The sequence below is a fragment of the Campylobacter sp. RM16187 genome, from assembly GCF_025319965.1.
Lineage (GTDB): Bacteria > Campylobacterota > Campylobacteria > Campylobacterales > Campylobacteraceae > Campylobacter_A.
In genome coordinates this window covers 25,746-47,050 of sequence record NZ_CP012550.1, presented here as the reverse complement: position 1 = coordinate 47,050, position 21,305 = coordinate 25,746, and the positions used below count along the sequence as shown (strand labels likewise).

The following is a 21,305-nucleotide window of genomic DNA, read 5'->3' as shown; positions in this document are numbered from 1 at the left end:
GGTTAAGTGGATAGCGAAGCGGTTACTATACGTGAGTCATCTCACTCACTCCCCTAGCCTATTTCATATAGCATAAGTTTCATCTAAGCTTATTATATATGCTTAAGTATTTTTTAATATTTGTTATCCTTAAGTTATTCTTAGAATTATCATATCTTTAGTTTTATTTAAGAATATATTTTTATAATATTTTATATCATAAAAATCATACTGACCTATCTTGTCAGCTTGCTTATTTTTTTGAGAAAAATCTCTAGCTCGAGTAGCTTTTGTGAGCTTATCAAAATAATCCGACTTGCCTATTTTTTAAAGTTATGTTAAGATATGCTATATATGATTTTTTGGAGTTTTTGATTATGATTTCTTTAGATAATTTTTTAAAATTAAACCTTAAATACTGAGCAGTTTGTTGTCAAGATTTTAGAGAGCAATAATGAGTTAAAAAAGATGAGCTATATCTTGCCAAGAAGTATCTACTTGAGCCTGATAAAATAATGTAGAAAATTTTAAAAAATAATGCTTTGATAACAATTCGTTATTAGTTCAATATTTAGTTAATATTATATCATTAACAACTTAGTAATATCTAACTATTTAAATGATAATAAACTAATACTGATATATTATTTATATACTACTGATTAAATATCATAACACTATCATATCAGTAATATATCATTACTTATTTGATAGTATAAGACTAAATTTAGAGTAGAATATAAGAAATTTAATATGATTTTTTGTTATAATTAAATAAAAAAGGACAATAATGAGACTTATTGAAATAGCTAACGAATTAAAAAACGAGGCAGAGAAAATACTAAAATGTGAGTTAACCTTAGATCCTTTTAATGAAGCGATGATATTAAAGGAAGGGCAAGGTTTTTTCCCAGTTGCCAGATTTGCTGACGGTATTAAAAGAAGAACTTCAAATAAAAAATTTTTAATCTATAAAGGTAAAAAATGTTTTAGTAAAAAAATAGGAAAATTTGAGTACCTATTAGAAATCGTTGATTTGGGATAAAACTAATAGGCTCTGGTGTTATTTTATATTCTTACTATCATTATTGTTCTTGTTTGCATTTATTTTTACTCATTCGGATTTGTGCTAAATACTGCCATTTCATCAGGTGTAATATCAAATTTCATATTAAAGACACCGCTACTATACCAAACGCACATTTCGTATTTTTTGGTTTCCAGTAGTGCTATTTCAAGATTTTTTGGCAACATTCCATTGTCTCCAAACATATTTCTAACTTCGCCTATAACTTCATTTTTCTTATCGGGTCTAAGTAGAAAAATTCTCGTATCAATGTTTTTCAAAATACCCCACGGGATGTGATCGGCGTTTTGAACTATGAAGCATAGATGCACGTTATATTTTCTTGCCTCGAGAGTTACTTTATCGAACATATCTGTGAAAGTTTGATTGTTTCTAAAATAGTTTTTTGCCTCTTCTACCGCATAAAATAGCTTTGGTGCTGGTCTGCCTAGCCTTTTGCACTCTAGGGCGTATTCTCTATCTTTTAAGTATGTTTTTTGAAATATTGATAGGAATATGGCTGTAAAAAGCGAGCTTTCTTTAAAGTTGTTTAAGTCCATATTTAAGACATCGACGTCGTCGATCTTTAATTTGTCGAAATTTGAGAACAAATTTAGCATTTCTATTGAGTTTAGCTTTGTTGCCAAACTCGAGAAAGAAGCTTGCTCGTCAGCTTTGAGTTGCTTTGATTTACTTCTTTGCTCCGCCTTTTTAACAAAATCGTTTAATAGAGGTACTTTAAGAAAGTCATATTTGCTTTCGGTTATATCCTGCAAGAATGTATCCGTCTTATACCCCAGCTCTAAAAGCTCATCATAAAGCTCTTTATTTTGCTCCTCAAGATTAATTACTCTATATCTCGTGTATTCTTTACTCTCATAAAGTTCTCTAAAGATCGATTTTAGATGCGAGCTTTCTTCTATACTAAGCGGCTTTGCATTTTGAGTTTCAAGAATGATAGAGCAAAGATCGACGTTAAATTGCATATCTGCTTCAAATAGCTCTTTATTGCTAAAATTTGGTATATTGACGATGTTATAACTAAAGTTCGCCAAGCTTGAGTCGATGATAGCCGTGCTATTATTAGGATTTGATGCAATAAGCTTCATAAATTTTTCATCGCTAAAGCCTATATCGTAGCTTCTAATGCGCACGTTGTTTGGATTTTTGCCCAAGTTGGCGCAAGAGCCATCGGCAAAATTTAGACCTATCATTTGAGCCATTATCTTTTGTTTTGATACAGATTTTCCGCTACCCGGTTTAGCTATTATGGCTGAATGTGGATTATCATTTTCTGCCGAGAAAGAGTAGTTCAAAAATGAGCCATTTTTATCAGTGCCAAAAATATCAGGTTTTGAAATATTTGTTTTGTGAATACTTGCGATATAGTTATATAGATAGTCGCTTTTGACTAGAAAATCGAATTCGCTATCTCTAAATTTGATAAGATTTTTTTGAAAATGGTTTGAGCGATAAATCTCTTTTTTGATAAAGCTGGTTTTTAAATAGCTTCCTAAGCTTCCTATAACCTCATCATCATAGTCTTTTAAAAATGCCATTGCATTGACAACGGCGCAGTCTATTTCTTTATTTTTATAAGCATCTTGTAGTTCTACGAATGGAGCTTTATTTCCTATCATTTTTGAGTAATTTATAAGTCTTGATATATGATTTTCCACGTGATTTTTACTAAAATCGATATATATCCAAATCGTGCCTGTAAATTTTAATTTAAAAATACCTAGAATATCGCTTTCTTTTATGTTTAAGTGCTTGTATGCCTGAAACATAGACACATCTTGATAGTTTTTACGGATTGCTTGCTTTGCAAGACGTTTGAATTGTAAAAATTCAGGCTCGCTCAGCTCATCATCTCTATTTATATAAAGGCTTTGATGAAGCTGCTTATTGTCGATAAAAAAGCTATTTTGCATATATGAGTTATAAAGCAGATTAACAATTTCAACGCCGTCTAAAAGCGACGTATCATAAAAATCAGCAATGATCTTTGCAATAGTCTTGTTGTGTGTCAAAATATATTGCTTTTGATAATTGCCCTGTTTATGCAAGAGATAAAAGATAAAGGCATCGTTGCTTTCTTTGTAATCCCTTATGATCTCCTCTATTTTATCGTTACTTAGATAAGTTTTAATAGTTTGGTTTGTAGCTAGCTTTACGGCGTATAAATTTTTAAATGGCGTATTTGTGCTAACATAGTCCTCGCCTATGTGATCGATCAGAAATAGAGAGTTAGAATGCCAGTCATTAAAAAGGTTATAAACGGGGCTTGCCAGTTTATCGAAAAAACAACTTGAAATATTCATATTTGGGTCTTTTTTCTTAAAGCCAAAATATGTTCCTGCAAGGGCTGTTCCAGCAAGTGCTAATAGTGCTAAGTTCATTTTATCTCACTCTTCTTTTGTATTTTTTATATTTATTAGTCTTTGTTTTTCTTGTCAGTCAGCTATAAGAGCTTAAATTTGGTTTCCCATCACTTTCAAAGCAGATAAATTTACAACCGCTTTTCCACTCGCTACAACCATACCAAAATTTGCCTGGTTCGTTTTTGCTAGGATGGCGTATAAGTTTGCCTTTTTTACAACTAGGGCATTCATAATCAGTCGTTTGATTATTTGTTGCTTGATTGCTATTTTTTGATTTATCTTTTTTGGTAAAATCGGGTTTGCCGTTGATACTATTTGCGGAGAATTTACATCCTTGAGAGTAATTAGAGCATCCAAAAAAGTCTCCGTTTTTCCCCTTTATGAGCCTTAAAATACCATTGCCACATTCAGGACACTTTATAGCTTCTTTATTGTTTGTTGTTTTGCTTGGCAGTGCAGTCTTTTGAAGCCTATCGATAAAAGCCGAGCAAATTTTATAATCTTGCTCTATGCCTTGCGGTAGCGGTAAATTTTGCTCGCTCGCTAGCTTTTTGGCAAACTCCAGCTGTTTTTCGCTTGGAGGTTTTATTTCGCTCGAGCTTAGCTTTTTAAAGCCCATTTTCTCGTGTAGCGGTTTTATGAAGTCCAAATAACTTACGTTGCCGTTACTGATTTCATCCAGCACGCTTTCCATTTGTTTGGTAAATTCGCTCTGTGTGATCCAGTCGTCATTAACCTTGACATTTTGTATAAAATTTATACCTTTGTTGGTAGCTATGATATTTTCGCTCTTTCCCTTTTTTTCTATGGCTATGAAGTCTCTTTTTAAGAGTATCGGTAAAAACGTAGCATAAGTGCTTGGTCTGCCGATACCCTCTTTTTCTAAAAGGGAAATGAAGTTGCTTTCTTTGTAGTGCTGCGGGGCTTGTTTTCTTACCTCTTGAAGTTCATAGCCCACAATTTGGATTTCATCGCCTTGCTTTAAATTTAGGTCTATCTTTTCTGCTTCATCACTTTCGTCATCGTCTGCCGTATATTTTATGGCTGATTTAAAGCCCTGATATATGCATTTTGTAGTTTTTGCTTTGAAGCTTAACGCCTTTATGTCTATATCGTAGATTTTATTTTCGTTGATTGCATTTTTAGCTTGGCTTTGAAGCGAATTTAAAAAAATTAGTTCATATAGTGCTTTTTCATCATCCGTTAAACTCTCGTCTTTGGCGATTTGCTCTATACTTGTATAGTCGTGGATATGACTTATTCTTATGGCTTCGTGTGCTTCAGCTTGGCTTTGACTTCCTGCCTTATATTCCCTTTTTTCATACCACTCTTGGTCTTTAAATTTAGCCTCTACTTCATTTATAAATTCAACCGATAAACTATTACTGTCGGTTCTGTGATAGGTTATAAGCCCTTTTTCAAATAGCTTCTGAGCTAGGCTCATTGTCTTATCCGAGCTAAACCCTAGCCTTTTGTTTGCATATTCTTGAAGCTGGCTTGTTCTAAATGGTGCATGCGGCTTTGTTTGGCTCTGCTTTACGTCTATTTGATAGACTTTTGCTAAATTTTGCCCGTTAAGCTCGGCTATTTTGGCGTTGGCTTCATCTTTACTTTTAAAGATATTATCATTTACTCCGCTAAATTCTACGCCGTCAGCGGTTTTAAATTTGGCTTTGATCTTGTAATCTATCTGCTTTGCTGCATCGCTCGCTAAAAATTCCTTGATCTCTAGCTCTCGCTTTACTATTAAAGCTAGAGCAGGAGTTTGAACTCTACCTACTGATAGATTTTTGTCGTTTAATTTGTTGATATATTCAGGACTCATTATAAAGCCCACTAGCTTATCACCCACCGCTCTTGCCTTAAAGCTATCCCACTCTTTTAAATTTGAACTCGCAAACGGCACGGCTTTCTCAAGTCCTTTTTTAATTCCGCTCTCGGTAATTTCGTGAAATTCTGCCCTTTTTACGCTTTTTGCCGAATTTTTTATAATCTCATAGACCATATAGCCTATACCATAACCCTCTCTATCGGGATCAGTTGCGATTATTACGTCTTTGCCTTTGCAGTCGTTTAAAATTGCATTTATTCTGCTTTTGCTTTCAAATTTAAATTCAAAAACGGGCTCATAGCTTTGATAATCTTTTACGATATCTTTGCTTAGCTCCTTAAAGTGTCCTTTTGTTGCATAGGTCTTTGCGCCTGTTATTTTTTCTATCTTTTCGCACTTATTTGGGCTTTCAATGATGATTATTGTGTTTTGCATAGTTTCTTACTTTCTAAATCTAGTTGTTGTAAATAAGCATTTTCCATAATTTTACTTACCTCCTATATCTTTTTGTGTTTGATTGTTCTTGATTAGATGTTTCGTTGTTTATGCGCTCCAAGTCTTCAAATGGCATTGTTTTTAAGAAAAATGAAACACCTTTATCTCCGCAAAAGAAATTCGGCTCAGGATTTTCACTTTCATATTGCTTTATGTCTCTACGCATTTCATCTAAAAAAACATCTGCGCTAAGAGTTGGCAAATCTACTTGTAAAGATATTTTTTCATTTGTTTCTTTTAAATTTGCAGATATTATAAGCGTTGTATCTCCACCAAATACCAAATCATTGCGAATAAATTTTTCTACTCTAAAATCAGTGGCTCTATCGTTATCTTTCATTAGGCGCGCTAAAAACTCTTTGTTTTCATCGGTCAAATAGTTCATAACATCATCTTTTAGCTCTTGCGCTTTTTCAAATTCATCAATTTTTACATATAAATGCTCGTGTAGCTTTTTATCAATTTCTACAAATTTTTCGCACACAACATTCAATACTTCCGCGTAGCGATGGTTTTCATCGAAAAGATTATCGTAGTCCTCATAGCAGCTCTTAAGTATCTTATCAGGATTGCCGTGGTTATAACTTATCTCGTTTGCAATTATTTGATACGGACTTGTCTTATCCCAATTTGCTCTATATTCAAAAACTTTTTTAGGATCAAATGTATCAAGATCGTAATCAGCCCACGAATAAATATCTTTTAAAAACTCTCTTTCTTGATGCGAAAATTTATCATTTAAGATTTCATTGATTGATTTATTTAAATTGAAATCCTCTAACTCTTTTGCATATTCCAAGCTCCATTTTTCCATTATTTAATCCCTTTCACGTTTGCTTCGTTTCCTAGTAGTTGTTTTTCTTTTTCAAATAAAAACAGTATCTCTTTATCGGTTAAATTTATTTCAGCTTCTAAGGCTTTTATTGTTTTTAAATTTTGCTCTTTTAGTTTGACCTGCTCGGCTATTTTCTCAATTAGAGGTTTTATTTCATCCGTCCAAAACTGTTCTATTTTCTCATTTTCTTGAGTGGTAAAATTTTTTGTTCGCTCCCAAGCTTGATTAAATCCGCTTTTTTGCATATTCGACCAAGTAGCACCGTTAGCAGTAGCTATTACTAAAAAGAATAAAGTTACTAAGTATTTCATTTTATTTTCCCATAATTTCAGTATAAAGCTCTAATGTTTTTGATATGATAGTTCCACCATTAGGAATAAATAGGGCGAGACTAGCTATATTCGACCATAAAAAATAGGCAAAATAACCCATTATATTCGCAATGGCACACCACGTTATGATTTGTAATACGTTTGTGTGCATTTGATCCTTTTTAGCTCCCGCCATTCCGTAAGCAAAAGCTGTAAAGAAAACTACGATAGGCATTAAGATGATAACCCAATCTACTATTGTTTGAACGACAAAAAGCTGTAAATACGCCCCTCTGTCTTCTACGCTTCCACTAGCTCCAGCCAAAGAAAAAACTGCGCTCTCTCCTCGCGTCCAAAAGAGCGTAAAGACCTTGTTTGAAAAATAATCCGTTCCTTTTCCCAATGCTCCTAAAATATCAAGTAGCTTAATAGCTATCATAAAGAATACGCAAGAGCATAGATGCACTAGAAAAGCAAAAGATATTACGCCCGTAAAGTTGCTAGAGTGAGCGTTATGCCCACTATTAGCTTTTATCATTCCATTAACTAAAACGAATAAGAAAGGCAGAGTGGCGAATGCAAATCCAGCCGTCCCAAAGGTAAAAGCCGTTGCAATCAGCTGAGTTCCTGCACTGCTTCCTATTGCATCATCTGCAAAGATATAGATACTTGAAAGAAAAATTAGTGATAAGATTTTTAAAATTTTCATCTTGTTCTTTGTCTTTTTTTGGTTTGTTCAGAATTTTCTTCCAAGTATTTTGTTAAAACTTCATCTATGATCTCGGAATGCTCGTCGCCCAAAAGCGAAGCTTGACTATTCGCCATTATTGCATTATAGGCATTATCTAACACTTCTGCTTTTTGTTCATTTGTCAAATTACTATCTTCAAATAAATAATCTTTTTCATACCAAATAAGTGCCTTGATGAAGTCCTTATTATCACATTTAGCGATAAAATCAGCTATTTTTTCTATGTTATTCATTGTTTAACACCTCTAACTTTTAGTTGATTTAATATAAGTTCATTTCTCTGATGAATTAAGAATACATTGCTATACTTACTAAGCAATATATCCTTATTTAAATTTATATAATTTTTATGAGCTGTATTTTGTGATGTTATGGTATCGGTTAAATTTTGCTGAGATGCGCTTTTTTGATCAATGGCATTTGATACGATTTGTGCATAAGACGCAGTCGAAATAACAATTAGAAATAGTATTTTATATTTCATTATCTCATCCTTTTAGGATTTGTAAGCACTTCATCAAAATCTAGTTGTTCCACTTGAGATAAAAACTCAGATTGCTCTGAACTTAAATTTAACTCTTTTAATGTTTGAATGTTTGTTTTTATTTGCTCCGCTTTATCGGGCGTAGGATCATCTTTAAATTGTTCTAAGTCTGTCATAAATTGGAAAAAAGAGTTCAGCTGATTATTTTCCAAAATAGCATTAAATGCCGTGAGAGTTTCGTGAATATGCTTATTTAGTATAATATTCTTTTGCTTATCGCTTAGGTTCTGATTAAATCGCTCTTGTAGAAATTTAGTTTTTGCATATTCGTATTTTTTAAACTCATCATAAGAAAGTTTGGATTTTTCTATTAAATCCATCTTACTTTTAATTTCATCGCCGATCTCAAAATTTTCAAAAACATATCTTCCTATTAATTGCATTTGTAACTCCTAAAAAAATTACAAAGATAATATAAAAAATGCTTTTGGGTATTATAAAATTTAGCTTAAAAGGTTACAAAATGTAACCTTTTAATTTTTGGAATTATGCCACTTTTACGTCTTTGATAATTTGATAGGCTTTGCTTAGAAAATCTCTTTTGCTAACATATTGCGTAAGCGGAATTTTATCGTCGCTCATCATTTTGTAAGTGGTCTTTTTACCTTGCGATAGAAGCGAGCTTTCCGCTTGCGCTATGGCTCTATGCATTTTTCCGTTTGCAAATACTATCATTTCGCCGTTATTCATATTTACAACTTCATTATGCTCAATCGCATCTTTTTCTTCTACTTTATAGCTATCTTCTACTGCGCCACTTCCTTTCGTATGCTCTCTTCTTGCAGTAAAATCTCTGCTCATTATTTTTTTCTTCTCAACCATTTTTGCGTAAAATTCCGTTGTATCAGGATGCATATTTTTCATAAGTATATGCACACCTGTAACGTCTATAATTTCTTTTCTCTCATAGTCGTTTTTAGCCACGACATCGATTTGAGCTGGACTTTGAAAAAATGGAAATACACTAATGCCAAGCGATCTTGATTTTGACTCAAGCCGCCCGAAACCCTCAATGACGTATGAGCCAAGCTCATCAAGGAAACATACAAAAGGAATTTTAGGCTCTTTAGCAAATTTAGCCTTTTGTGCCGCAACGCCTTTGATAAGTCCTAATATAAGTCTGCCAAGCTCTTTTGGCGTAGTATCACTATCCATAGTCGGTAAGGTTACAAAGATGATTTTATTACGTTGAGTTGCTTCCCATAGACTTATATCAGGATTAGGAGCATTGAAAATTCTACCATAGTCTGAGCTTAGGTTTGTTATGACGTTACGCCACGCGCCGACACAAACAGAGACATCGTAAATACCTTGTCCATCTCCGCTACATTTTTTCATAACGCTATCAACCCATTTTTTATCTTCTGCATTGCCATTTAAAAATTCATTTAAATCGATCTCAATTGTTGAAGTAATATATTTTATGAAGTCCATTATGCCAACGTTTGATTTTGCTATATCTTTGTATTTTAAAGCTTGTCTTACAAGCGTCGGTAGGCTCATCATCTCAGTAAGCGCCGAGAAATCAAAGATAAAATCTCGTTCATTATCTCTTTTATATACCATTAGCTTTAGAATACATTTCATAAACTCTTTTTGCTTCTCTTTCCACTCATTCTCTTCGCCTATTAGAAGCGAGATCATAATCTCATAGATAGATAAAGCCCCTCCGCTTAAAAGCGGGTTTATAGTGTGCGTATTGTCCATATCAAGAAAATTTAGATACACAAAATCATCTTCTCTACCTATGCTTGCCACAAGCCCGTAAATCTCTTTGGCAAATTCATCAGTTCCTTTACCATCAACGATCAGCATACCGCCACCAAGCAAGACATATTGTTCTATCAAGCCTTTCATCAAAACAGACTTTCCAGCTCCGATGGTAGCCATACATAAAAAATGACGTTTCATAGTTTCAGCATTGACTAAGATAGGACGGGTTTTATTATTTTGAGCCTTTCCAGACTTTACCGCATCCCCATAAAATTTCTTAACTTCTGTTCCGAGCGATATTAGATAATCTTTTTTTGGATCGTTTTCAATAATGATTTCTTTATCATCACGTTTTTCAGGGGTAAGATAAAATGAAACTGCCGTAAGCGATAAGATAAGAATACTTACTGAAATAAACAGGGTTATATTAACGCTGTTGCTTTTTATTGAAGCAATTAAGCATAGCAGTATCGATATATAAGCGCAAGAATAAATAAAAAACCGATATATTTCATTTTGTTGTATCAACTCTTTTAGGCTTAATTCTTTAGGTCTATAATACTGAAGTTCTGAATTGTGATGCTGCATTATTGCCCCTCAATATTATTTATAACGCTTTGTATCTCATTTTGTGTTTTTACTATGAATTTTTCTTTACGCTCTTTTAGTGCCTTATTCTTTGCAAGCGCATTTAGATTTTCATTTTCTATTAAATTTCTTTTTTCTGTTGCTATAATGGCTTCTTGAAAATAGATATTTATCTGAGCTATTTGAGCCGCTATCTGACTTTCTTCCGTATTATATTTTGCGATTGCCTCTGCTGATTTTATCGGCGCAATAAATGAATCGGTGCAGCCACTACACGCAAATAAATTTATGCTAAAAATCTTTAATATAACAAGGGCGACGATTGCTCTTTTCATTTTTACTCCTCTTTATTCTTATAAATTGTCTTTGAACTATCGTTTTCATTTGCGTATTTTTCATCAAATGTTCCCTCAGTAGGGATTATATCTGTATTTACTTGACTTACACCATCTATTCTAAGCTCGGGTATAAAGTCCTTTAGCCTATCTTTAAACTCCAAATAAGCATAATACATACCCGCTCCTTTAAATTTTATACAATTCAGGTTAAGCAGATCGATAGCTCCCAAAAACTCCTTTTCATTCTCGCTTCTCGCCAAAATATCCAAATTTGCAACACTTATATTAAACTTTGGCGTATATCGCTCCCATAAATCCATTAAGAAAAATTCGGCTATAAAGTTGTTATTTTGCAGTTCTTTATCAAAATCTACTTTAACCTCCAAATCTTTAATGAAATCTTTTACCTTATTAAAGACGGATTTAAAGACATCGCTTTTTTCTAGTTCAGCCAAATTTTGTATCTTTGTTCCATTAAAACCAAAGTAATTTATAAAAAATTGCGGGCGTATCGTATCGTTGATTATTATTTTTTTGTTCTCTTCATTTACAAAAACCTCAATTCGATTTGATTTCTTTTCTTTGCGATTTTCATAGAATTTTACTATTCTTTGAGCTATTGCATCTTTGAAGTATCTTTGTTGGTTGGCAACTATCGTAAGAGGTTTTGATTGAATTGACTCACTAATATATTTTAGTAAGTAAAGAATGCAAGGAATAGGTAAAAGATAGAATAAATTTGGCTTTAGCTCATCAAATGAGCTAATTATTATAAAAAGACCTATCGTAAAGATTGCTAGAATAAAACTAGAGAATTCTATTAAAGATTTGACCTCAAGATTACCTTTATTGCTTATATAGGTAAAAAATATTATTACAAGAAACATAACTAAGACTATCATCGTCTATACCTTTTTTTACTGCTTTCGTCCAGTTCTTTTAAATCTGCCACTTTGCCCATTATATATTCTAAGTTATTAGCTGATTGTTCTATGGCTGCGTTTAGTATCGAAAGGTTATTTGTTTGATGTAACAGCATTTTACCTACCATCTCTGAAGTTGGCATATCTATTTTAGAGGCTTTGCCTTGAGCCACCGCTAGGCTAAGAAAATATGTAAAAAATTCTCTCGCCTTTTCGTTAAAATTTAGAAAATCATAATCGGCTTTTTTGGCTTTATAGTTAAGGTTTGTTTCAAAAAACTTCTCAGAAAATCCTTTGGAGTTATTAACTGATTTATAAAAGTTCTCAACGGTTTTAATATCCATTAGCTTAACGGCTAAGTCGTAGCAGTTCTCTTGTAGTTCGGATAAGAGCCGCATTGATTTTAAATCTTCTTGCAGGCTCTTGTCTATTTCATCTATGTCTTCATCAAAGCTTGGCATTCCCGCCATAAGATCATCGATTTCCTTTTGGGTTACAATATCCCTAATGCTCTCTTTTGCTCTATTAAGCTCTCTACTTTGCTCATTGTCTCTTTGCGTTTTTCCAGCAATTCTTCTTTCCGCGATAGATTGCTCATTATACGCTTGTGAAGTCTCATACTCTCTCTGTGCATCTCTTCTTTCATCTTGAATAGAATTAGCCTTGCCTGTATTAAGTTCAATTTCTGTTCGTTTATTTTGGTTGGAGCTTTGTTGTATTCCTCCAGTGCTATATATTCCACTATTTTCATACTCATAGGCGTTAGTTTCTTTAGCTGATCGTTTGTCGAGCTCAGCAGATGGTTGTTGTAAAAGCTTCGCGCTTTGTTCTTGGTCGGCTCGCTCAGTTGGCTCATTACTTCTTGCATATTTATTATCGCGCTCATTTATGTCTCCTTGTATGGAATTTGCTTTAATATTACCCAAATTTTCTTTTTCTTCAAAATCTGTTTTTGCGCCGATAACCTCATTAAAATTGTTATCTACATCAAAATCAAATAAACTGATTTGGGCGGTTTTTTTCTTTTGCGGTTTTAGCTTATGATATTGGCTTATATAATCGCTCAATCCTTGGTTATGATATTTTTCATTGATATTTTCTAAAATTTCAACTAGCCTATTTTTATCATAAATCGTTAAATCGAAATCGCTTATTTCAATTTCAGCCGACTTGCTGTTTATAATCACATTTTCATCAATTATATGTAATTTCATTTTTTAAGCACTGCTTTTTTTACTAGCTCGCTAGCTTGCGAAACAGTATCTTTTACTGCTTTATTTTGTAAATCTATACTTACAACGTCGCTTGGTCTGATTGAAAATCGAGGATCGTCAAGCTTATTTTGTATATCCGCTTGTGGCATTCCGCGTTTTTGAGCCTCTTCTGTAAAATTATTAATTTGAGTAATCTTTTTTGCTAAAATTTCATTCGTTATCTCACTGCCTACTTGAGTATCAAGAAATCTTTCAATATTTTTCTTGTTCTCGGCAGTTAAAAAATTATTCTCTCTTAATTCTTCTTTTAACACGAGATCAAGCTTTTGCTTGGTTAGCTCTTCGTTTCTTTTAAGCTCTTTTAAAAGTTCATTTTTTTCGCCTTTGAAGCTTTTTAAAATATCGGCTAAAAATGCAAATAACGTTTTATCGTTTATAGAATCGCTGACATTAACATCGATCTTTTTTTGATCCAAATTTGCCATTACATTTTTGCAATTTTCACTGAATGCCGAGAATATATTTTTTGTTCCTGTCGCAGTTTTTTTAACAATTTGCATAGCAGGATTATTTTGATTAGCATATTCTTGTTGCAAATCAATCATTGTAAGCTCCTTATTTTTCTAATAAGTGAAATAAATTTTTCATATAAAAAGGTGTTATATGGATTATCAAGTTTAGTTTGATCATAAAAAAATCTATACGCAACAAGAACCGATACTGGATAAATTAGAAAAAAATCCATAAAATTATCAACATAAAAATAAATTGATAACAAAATTATCAAATTTAATCTTGTCGCTAGGAAGTAGAATATTCCTTGTTTTAGAGTATATTGCTTTTCAAATGCTATCATCTTCTTAGTCTTTTCTTGTTGTTTTCTTCATCCTGATCTTCTTGAACTTTTAACATCTCTTTTTGCCAATCAGGAATAGAATTGTCGTCTGGCTGCTCTGTTTTTGTTTCTACAATCTGCCGATCTTGCTCTGTATCCTTTTGCGGCTCATTTACTTTTTGCTCTTTTTGAGCCTCTTCTACATCTTTATCGGCTTTCATTACCTGTTGATCTTGATCGGTAGCCCCTTGCGGATCATTAGAAATTTTTTGCGCTGTATCCATAGCCAACTCTGCACTCAGTATCTCTTCTTTGTTTTGATTTACGGTGCTTAATGTTTGATTAGCCGTTAAGGCTTGATTAAGCTCGACTAAAAGAGCCGTCTTTTGCGCTTTAAATTCATTTATCTCTCTTTCTAGCGCACGATTTTTTTCCTTTACTTTTTTTATCATATCCTGAATTTCCAAATTACTTTTTCCGAGCATTTCTTTATAAAAAGAACGCATAAAGGCAGGATTTTTTAGCGTATCTTGGCTTTTGAACGGAAACTCTGTTTGTTCTTTATCATTTATGAAATTTACCATTTCCTGCGGTTGAACTTTTAGTGTAAAATTGCCAAATAGGTCATCAAATTTAATAGGTTCAGGCTGTGTAAAGCCACTTTGTAGTTCTGCAATTTCTGATTTAAGCGTCTCTTTTTCATCTTTTAGCTGACAGTTGATACTAAATTCTTTTTCCAACTCTGCAAAATTAGCTTCAAACCCTTTTATTGTTTCAACTTTATCTTTAAATTCTTGCGTTGCTTGCTCTTCATCTAAAGAATTATCTTTTAGCTTGTCATAGCATTTTGAAAATTCTGTAAAAATTTGATAGTTGTTAAACTTAGAAAAGGTTTCGCTTTCATTTCCGCTTCGCTCGATTTCTTGAAAATATAACTCCTCAAAAGCATTGCTACCGTTTAAGTCCATTTTATTTTTGTTCGCCTCAAAAAGCAAAAGCAGACTATCGCTAGCTTGAACGATAGTTTCATCATCGGAATTTCTAGCATATTTGGCAAAAGCCAATATATGCTCTTCAGTAGTGGTTATGGCTGACATCTATTACCCTTTATAGAAAATTTATATTTGCCAAAATACACTAAAAAAACTTTTTTTGTTTTAAAATAACCTTAAAAGGTTACATTTTGTAACGTAGTTTTCTAAAGCTGACTATTAAAAATAAAATACTCATTTTTATTGTTAATAAAACAACTATTCTTGTCAATGGCTATGAAAATTTTATTTTTCTCCGTTTTATATATTAGTTTTTTCTCTTTTCTCTGTTGCCAGCAAGTCTTGCGTGTAATATTTTTCAGCTTACAATACGTTTTCATAGGCAACCAAATATATTCATTCTCTTTGATTGCGTCCATCTAAAATCCCTTTATATTTGGAAGAAAACTATTATAAAGACCCCTCAAGCTATTTTCTTCCAATATTTCATTTTCAAAAAATAAGACAACATCCCGATCGTTTATTCTGCCGTCGTCAAAAGCCAAAAAGATATTAAACAGTAGATCATAGCCATATTTATATATCATTCTTAGCGTAAAATTATCATGTACAAAATCTTGTAAATTGAGATGAAAATCATCGCAGTAAAAAATGAAATATGTAAGGTCTTTTAAAAAATCTCTAATAAAAACTGGAATTCTTGTATCGCTTAGGCTTGTTATTTTTAAATCTTGATTAAGCAAAATGCAAAAAGTGCCGTAAATAGTAAGGTAATTTTCATACTCCTGCTTATTTGTAAAAATGGACAATACATCTTTTGTCAATCTAGTATTTATGAAAATAAGATTTGCTTTATCAGAATTATAAACCTGCATTAAATATTCTTCATCGCTATCAAAATACATAAAATTTATGTTTTTAATCAGGTTTTTCTTATTTCTTTTAAAGAAAGTAACTATTGATAGCTTTTTATCGATCAAGCTAAATTTTTTCAGCTTGCCATCTGTCTTTTTGTGCTGTTCATAAAAATCAAAATACTCTTTTATTAACATTGCTTATCCTTTTAAATTTCGATAAAGAGCTCTTTTTGTCCGACCATTTTATTGATGCCATCTTTTGCGGATTTGCCTAGCGGTATAATCATAGCAACGCAATCTTTGATATCATTGGTGCTAAAATCATCTCCTTTTGCCTTTTTAAGAAAATCTATTCTTTTGCAAAAGTTTTCAATTTCTGCTGGGGTGTATGGAAATTTGTTGGATATAGGATTGTCTTTTTGATATAAATTCTCTATAAGCGCAAAAATTTTATCTAGGTTCATTATTTCAAGCATATAATCCAGTTTAAATTTACGTATATAAATTTCAAACATCTCTTTTGCATATTCTTGCGTAGGGAGCGAAATAAAAAACAGCTCGTCCCAGCGACCTCTACGTAGAAATTCGGGGTTATTATCTAGTATGGTCGCCAAATCATTTGCAGTAGCAAAAAATATGGCATTAAACTCATATTCGCAAGCAGGCGTATGAATATCGTTTAGGACGGTAAGCAAGCGTCCAAGCATCTGTTTTTCTTTTGGAGATGTATTGCCAATCATCTTTTCAATCTCATCGATCAAAATAACGAATTTTTCATCAGGGAATTTTTTATTTCGTTCATCTAGGTAGCTAAAAATCTGATTTATTTTACTGATAGGTTCATCACTATCCATTATTTGAGATAAATTTAGGGCTATTAGCTTACGATTTAGTTCTCCAGCAAAGCATTTTGGGAAAAAAGTTTTACCTGTACCCGGTATTCCTACAAGAAAAATTCCTTTTGCTTTATAGCCATATTTCTCAGCGTTGATAAGTTGCGCGGTGTAATCTTTTAGTGGCTTTGCGCCGCCTACGTCTTTAAGGGTAAAAGGGCTATTTATTACGGATAATCCAAGCTCCGCTTCTAATGCTTGAGCTTCATTGATATTTGAAAATTTTTGTTGAGATGTAAGAAATCCGTATTTATTAGGAAGATTTTTTACTATAAAAAGCTCTGTAAAATCCTTTGAAGGCGGTGTAGTGGATATAAGTATATAATTTGTTCCATCAATACTTGAGAGAAAATTCTTTACTTGAGTATCGCTAGGCAGTATGCATACGCTGTGTCCGCCGTTATCTTTAGGTCTAAAGCCTAATACTTGCTCTATTTTATTTAGTAAGTATTCTTTGTCCCTGTAATAAACGGCATCTTTGGCTATGAGCCAATAATTTACGGCAAATTCTTCTTTTTTATTTGCACTATCTTGAGAAAGGTGATTTAACCCCCCCCCCCCGATTTTAGGAGGTTGCGGTTTAGAAAATAAGTTCATTTTTTATCCCTTGTATTCTATTTTTATATCTTTATTTCTTTTGTTTTTAGAGAGATCATATTCTATGTTTATGCTTATCTTTTTTATCTCATTCCAGTTTTTGTTTCCAAAAATATCAGGATTTAAAACATAGACTGCCTCTTTTGATTCCAATGTAGATTTTCGTATTATGAGTCCGCTAGCTATAAGGAGCGGTATACGACTATTTATTGTCGTTACGTTTAATCCAGTCTCTTTTGATATCTCTTCTTTGAGTGGCTTGAGTAATACTATCTCATTATTTTCATCTACTCTTTCTAATATAGCCAACATTAATTTATTATGCGTTCCAGTCCCCAAGTAACTTTTCATATCATTTAGATACTGTTCTTTTAAATTACTCATCTTATGCTATCCTTTTTTTAATAATTCTAAAGTTAGTTTAATTTTTGCTTCTTTCATATTTATATCGGCGAGTTTATAATCAAAATCTACTTGCGATAATTCGTTTTTATTTTTATACAAATTTGCCTTGTCTAATTGCAGTTGAGATTGCTCCAGCTCCAGTTTTAATATCTCAATTTTATTGTCAGTTTTTTTACTGCTGTCAATTAAGATATTGCTTACAGATGATAATTCTGACGGAATAGTATTAAATAAATTAGGCTCTTCTTGTCCGTCTTTGGCTTCCACATCTATGATGACATCCGAATGATCCTCTTTTTTCCCAACTATAAATTCAGTTTTCTCTTCTCTGTCTTTTTTATCGTAAGATATAGATTTAATCTCGTAATCTTTGCTATTATCCCTCACGTCATCAAGCTCATCATACTTGTTTTCGGTAATAAGCTCTTGTTTCATAGTAAGATTTGTAAAATCAAAGGTTTGGACTATGGTTCTTTTTAGTTCTTTTAATTGTAAGAAGCTGCCCTTGCTGGCAATATCAGGATGTATGAAATATATATCATCTCCATATAATTCAAATTCTTTTTTAAGCTCGTCTGTTGCTTCTAAGAATACTTGCTTTTCAACTAAAGCCTTAAAACTTTTATACACCGCCGATCTGCTAAGTATTTTATTTTCTAAAAAATATCCAATAAAGTTTGATGAGAAAGAAAAAGAGTTTGTATAATCAATTCTCTTAATCGCATAGAGAAGTATTTTTAGCTCGGAATTTGACAAGATTTGCAAATAGTTGATATTCTCAAGGTAGAGTTTTACAAATTCGTCTTTTGTAGTAGTTTCTTTTGTAAAAGAGTGTATAGTTCTACTTACCTCGCCAGTATTTTGATCGACGATTTCTTTCGTATGATCATAAAGCGTTATACGTTTTTTGCGTTTGCTATCTAAGCTGACTATATTAGCTTTCATTCCTTATACCACTTTTTAAAAGTTAATTACTAAAAATGAGTATATAATATTTTTTTATTTTTGTCAATATATTTTTTGTAATTTACAAGAAAACAATAACTTATCTACGCTTAATTATTCTTTTTCTTATTTTTCTAAGTTTTTTACGACGTTCAGCAATGTCTTTTGCAAAAATTTCATCGCTGCTTTGCATCGTCTTTTTAAGATTTTGAGTTCGTTCTTTTATTTTCTTTAATAACTCTTGCGTCTTTTCAGCTTCCCTGTCAAATCTATTTGCAAATGCATCAAATTCTTGTTTCTTTTTCTCTTCGACATATTCGATCGTATCTTGTAAATCAGCCGTTCTAGCCCTATCATCAATTTCATAATATGGTATAAAATCCTCTTTTTTGCCGATCGCACTTTCAACACTAATTTCAAATTTAAAATCCACTAGCGTTTGCGCGATAATGCGTTCGGCAAACTCAGCATTTGTTCCTACAAATTGAATGTGAGGCGAATTTATTTCTCTATCTTGCAAGTGAATTTCTACAATTCCGATCACGCCAGCGGCTAATAATCTATCTGTTAGAGTTGCGTTTAGCTCCTCTATCGCCTCAATGCTAAGATCGATATTCCTACACCAAATATTAGCCGTTTTAACCTCTCCTTGTTGATTAAGGTAGGCTAGAATTTCTTTTTTAACGGCTTTTTCGCCAGTAAAGAGTTGGCTTGGGTCTTTTCTCTTTGCAAAAACTTCTGCCAGTTTTTTTAAAAAATAATTTCTAACATTGTCATCTGGTATAATAATAAGCGCAAATTCTAGCTCTCTTAAGAAGCTCTTTGAATTCGCACTTCTAGCTTTTTGTAGCATTTTAATTTAAAATATCTTTGCTTCTTTGTATTTTGTGATCCTTTGGATCTTCACTTTCGCTTTTTATATTTTTTGCCTGCTTTAATTCTTCTTTTAAATAGTCAATTTGTTCTTGCAAAAATTTTTCTCTTTCTTTTAGGCTCTGATTTTCTAACTCAAGCTTAAATATCTTATTTTCCGACACATATCCTTTTTTGATTTCTTCCTCTAAAAATGTATTTTTTTGAGTTTGATTTTCTAGCTTAGCTTTTAAATTCTCGTTATCGATTTGAAATTTATAACCGTCTTTTACCTCTTTTTCCAAAAGGGTTATTTTTTCGCTATGCTCTTTAATTGTTTTTTGCAAATAGTCATTCTTAGCCCTTAGACTGATATTATCTTGTTTTACCTCTTGAAGCTCTTCATTTAGCTCTTCATTTTCTTTATCCATATCGGCTATCGTTTGATCTTGCTCATTTGAATATTGCGTTAAAACCTTAAGCTTATTATCAGCCTCTCTTAATACCTCTAACTCACTTTCAAACTCTTCTCTTAGTTGCGTCATTTCATTAACTTTAAGCTGAATAGTGCCTTTTTGCTTGGATATAGTATCCTCGCGCTTCGCAATCTGCTCTAAAAGCTCATCTTCCGCTTTTTTGGCAATATCTAGTTCATTTTTTAGTTCAGTTATTTCTTGCTCTTTGAATTTTAAATTTAAGATATCTTTGGTAAAAAGCAGGGAGGCAAAATTTATGGTATCTTCATTTCTGTATTTTTGAGTTATATTTTTTATCGCTTCATTTATAGAAAGACCGTTATTTAGGTTTTCTTTTAAATCAATATACGCGCTTTTTGAATCGCTTTGGGCTTTTTCTAGCCTGAGTTTTGTTTTTTCAAATTCTTTTTGCGTATATAAAGAAAAGCTCTCTTCAATGATTTTATCAATATTCACCTTTGGAACATCTGCATATTTTTCGTTTTGTTTTGCAGGTTCTGACATAGATGCAATATTGAATACTTTAGGATTTTGTTTCTCTGTTTGCAAAATTTGGATTGTTGAATCTTTTGGCAAAGAGTTTCTTTTTTCATCTCTTTCCTCTTTTATCTCTGCCTTTGCTATCTCTTTTGCATTTTTTGAGATCTCTTCGTTCTGACGCTCGATAGATTTTTGTTTTTCCTTTTCTGCTAAATTTAGCCCTCCCCAAAAAATAATCTCATCGACACTTTTTGAAATTTCTTTTATCTGCGATCCTTGCTCATAGCTATATCCAAAGACTTCATCTATTCCAACTTCCTTTAGCTTGTGCGAAATATCTAGCAAAAATCTAGTAACTATAAAGCTATTATCCTTTGGCACTTTAAAATTTTCTAATAGCTGGATTTTATCTTTCGCTATATTTAGCAAGTAATCATCAAAATATTTCATTGCTCCACGCTTATGGAATACAAGACTTAAATTTTCTTCTCCTGCCTCTTTAAAATCTACGAGCGATACACTAGGCGTCATAAGAAAAATATCTTTAATTTCATCTATTTTTGAGCGATCTTGTATCTCTCTTAAGTCAATGTTTAGTTTTAAATATTGACTATCTTGTATAGGTTGTAGATTTTTATTGGTAAATAACGGAATGGCTTTAAAATCAAAATTTCCAGTATTCCCGCTAGAAATTGCATATTTAAATTTTTCAATATCTTCATTTAAAGATTTATTAAATGAAAATATATTATTTAAGTTATTAAAGTAATCAATACCTATCGATTCAAGATAATCTATATAGCTTCTCTCATCCCCGTTCCAAAAGGTTTGTAGCGAATAAAAAACGCCTCTTTTTGATAAGTTATTGATATTCAGTTCTTCAAAATTTGCACCGTATAAGCTAAGTTTTAGCATTGCCATCTCCTTACTAACATAAAACTTGTTGATTATATCAAAAAAAATATTTTCTGTAAATATTTTTTTAGTAAATTACTAAAAAA

Annotated in this window: 22 protein-coding genes; 1 reads left to right on the top strand and 21 read right to left on the bottom strand. The window is 32.3% G+C overall.

Annotation, left to right across the window (positions count from 1 at the left end):
• Positions 1-769: 769 nt before the first annotated feature.
• On the top strand, positions 770-1,024 hold the full coding sequence (locus tag CDOMF_RS10590) for a hypothetical protein (protein ID WP_260953245.1): 255 nt from the start codon (positions 770-772) through the stop codon (positions 1,022-1,024).
• Between the two features lie 65 nt (positions 1,025-1,089).
• Here CDOMF_RS10590 and CDOMF_RS10585 read toward each other — a convergent pair whose 3' ends face one another.
• The 21 genes from CDOMF_RS10585 to CDOMF_RS10485 all read right to left on the bottom strand — a co-directional run bounded on the left by CDOMF_RS10585 (position 1,090) and on the right by CDOMF_RS10485 (position 21,219).
• Positions 1,090-3,447 (bottom strand): hypothetical protein, encoded by a 2,358-nt coding sequence (locus tag CDOMF_RS10585; protein ID WP_260953242.1) that lies wholly within the window; start codon positions 3,445-3,447, stop codon positions 1,090-1,092.
• A 58-nt stretch (positions 3,448-3,505) separates the two neighbouring features.
• On the bottom strand, positions 3,506-5,695 hold the full coding sequence (locus CDOMF_RS10580) for a type IA DNA topoisomerase (protein ID WP_260953241.1): 2,190 nt from the start codon (positions 5,693-5,695) through the stop codon (positions 3,506-3,508).
• 55 nt (positions 5,696-5,750) lie between these two features.
• The gene (locus tag CDOMF_RS10575; protein ID WP_260953240.1) at positions 5,751-6,569 is read right to left on the bottom strand and encodes a hypothetical protein; all 819 of its coding nucleotides are present in this window, start codon (positions 6,567-6,569) and stop codon (positions 5,751-5,753) included.
• Complete coding sequence (locus tag CDOMF_RS10570) at positions 6,569-6,901, bottom strand: hypothetical protein (RefSeq protein WP_260953239.1); 333 nt, start codon at positions 6,899-6,901, stop codon at positions 6,569-6,571. Before CDOMF_RS10570 ends, CDOMF_RS10575 begins: the two co-directional genes overlap by 1 nt.
• A 1-nt stretch (position 6,902) precedes the next feature.
• The gene (locus CDOMF_RS10565) at positions 6,903-7,610 is read right to left on the bottom strand and encodes a hypothetical protein (RefSeq protein WP_260953238.1); all 708 of its coding nucleotides are present in this window, start codon (positions 7,608-7,610) and stop codon (positions 6,903-6,905) included.
• Positions 7,607-7,885, bottom strand: coding sequence for a hypothetical protein (locus CDOMF_RS10560; RefSeq protein ID WP_260953237.1), 279 nt, complete (start codon positions 7,883-7,885; stop codon positions 7,607-7,609). Before CDOMF_RS10560 ends, CDOMF_RS10565 begins: the two co-directional genes overlap by 4 nt.
• Positions 7,882-8,136 carry a hypothetical protein gene (locus CDOMF_RS10555; RefSeq protein ID WP_260953236.1) on the bottom strand — a complete coding sequence of 85 codons (255 nt, stop codon included), beginning with the start codon at positions 8,134-8,136 and terminating at the stop codon, positions 7,882-7,884. Before CDOMF_RS10555 ends, CDOMF_RS10560 begins: the two co-directional genes overlap by 4 nt.
• On the bottom strand, positions 8,136-8,579 hold the full coding sequence (locus tag CDOMF_RS10550) for a hypothetical protein (protein WP_260953234.1): 444 nt from the start codon (positions 8,577-8,579) through the stop codon (positions 8,136-8,138). Before CDOMF_RS10550 ends, CDOMF_RS10555 begins: the two co-directional genes overlap by 1 nt.
• Before the next feature lie 103 nt (positions 8,580-8,682).
• A complete protein-coding gene (locus tag CDOMF_RS10545) occupies positions 8,683-10,497 on the bottom strand; it encodes a type IV secretory system conjugative DNA transfer family protein (RefSeq protein ID WP_260953233.1) in 1,815 nt (604 codons plus the stop codon).
• Positions 10,497-10,832 carry a hypothetical protein gene (locus CDOMF_RS10540; protein WP_260953232.1) on the bottom strand — a complete coding sequence of 112 codons (336 nt, stop codon included), beginning with the start codon at positions 10,830-10,832 and terminating at the stop codon, positions 10,497-10,499. The genes CDOMF_RS10545 and CDOMF_RS10540 overlap by 1 nt, the downstream gene beginning before the upstream one ends.
• Before the next feature lie 2 nt (positions 10,833-10,834).
• Positions 10,835-11,737, bottom strand: a complete 903-nt coding sequence (locus tag CDOMF_RS10535) for a hypothetical protein (RefSeq protein WP_260953231.1) — start codon at positions 11,735-11,737, stop codon at positions 10,835-10,837.
• Entirely contained in the window at positions 11,734-12,972 is a 1,239-nt protein-coding gene (locus tag CDOMF_RS10530; protein ID WP_260953230.1) for a hypothetical protein, read from the bottom strand. Before CDOMF_RS10530 ends, CDOMF_RS10535 begins: the two co-directional genes overlap by 4 nt.
• Entirely contained in the window at positions 12,969-13,577 is a 609-nt protein-coding gene (locus CDOMF_RS10525) for a hypothetical protein (protein WP_260953229.1), read from the bottom strand. Before CDOMF_RS10525 ends, CDOMF_RS10530 begins: the two co-directional genes overlap by 4 nt.
• A 247-nt stretch (positions 13,578-13,824) precedes the next feature.
• Positions 13,825-14,904, bottom strand: coding sequence for a hypothetical protein (locus CDOMF_RS10520; protein ID WP_260953228.1), 1,080 nt, complete (start codon positions 14,902-14,904; stop codon positions 13,825-13,827).
• 101 nt (positions 14,905-15,005) lie between these two features.
• Positions 15,006-15,218, bottom strand: a complete 213-nt coding sequence (locus CDOMF_RS10515) for a hypothetical protein (RefSeq protein ID WP_260953227.1) — start codon at positions 15,216-15,218, stop codon at positions 15,006-15,008.
• Positions 15,219-15,851 (bottom strand): hypothetical protein, encoded by a 633-nt coding sequence (locus CDOMF_RS10510; protein WP_260953226.1) that lies wholly within the window; start codon positions 15,849-15,851, stop codon positions 15,219-15,221.
• A gap of 11 nt (positions 15,852-15,862) precedes the next feature.
• Positions 15,863-17,146: an ATP-binding protein gene (locus CDOMF_RS10505; RefSeq protein ID WP_260953225.1), complete on the bottom strand. Its 1,284-nt coding sequence runs from the start codon at positions 17,144-17,146 to the stop codon at positions 15,863-15,865.
• Positions 17,147-17,149: 3 nt separating this feature from the next.
• The gene (locus CDOMF_RS10500) at positions 17,150-17,530 is read right to left on the bottom strand and encodes a replication/maintenance protein RepL (protein ID WP_260953224.1); all 381 of its coding nucleotides are present in this window, start codon (positions 17,528-17,530) and stop codon (positions 17,150-17,152) included.
• 6 nt (positions 17,531-17,536) lie between these two features.
• Positions 17,537-18,496: a hypothetical protein gene (locus tag CDOMF_RS10495; protein ID WP_260953221.1), complete on the bottom strand. Its 960-nt coding sequence runs from the start codon at positions 18,494-18,496 to the stop codon at positions 17,537-17,539.
• A gap of 100 nt (positions 18,497-18,596) precedes the next feature.
• Positions 18,597-19,349 carry a hypothetical protein gene (locus CDOMF_RS10490; RefSeq protein ID WP_260953220.1) on the bottom strand — a complete coding sequence of 251 codons (753 nt, stop codon included), beginning with the start codon at positions 19,347-19,349 and terminating at the stop codon, positions 18,597-18,599.
• Position 19,350: 1 nt separating this feature from the next.
• The gene (locus tag CDOMF_RS10485; protein ID WP_260953219.1) at positions 19,351-21,219 is read right to left on the bottom strand and encodes a hypothetical protein; all 1,869 of its coding nucleotides are present in this window, start codon (positions 21,217-21,219) and stop codon (positions 19,351-19,353) included.
• Positions 21,220-21,305 lie beyond the last annotated feature (86 nt).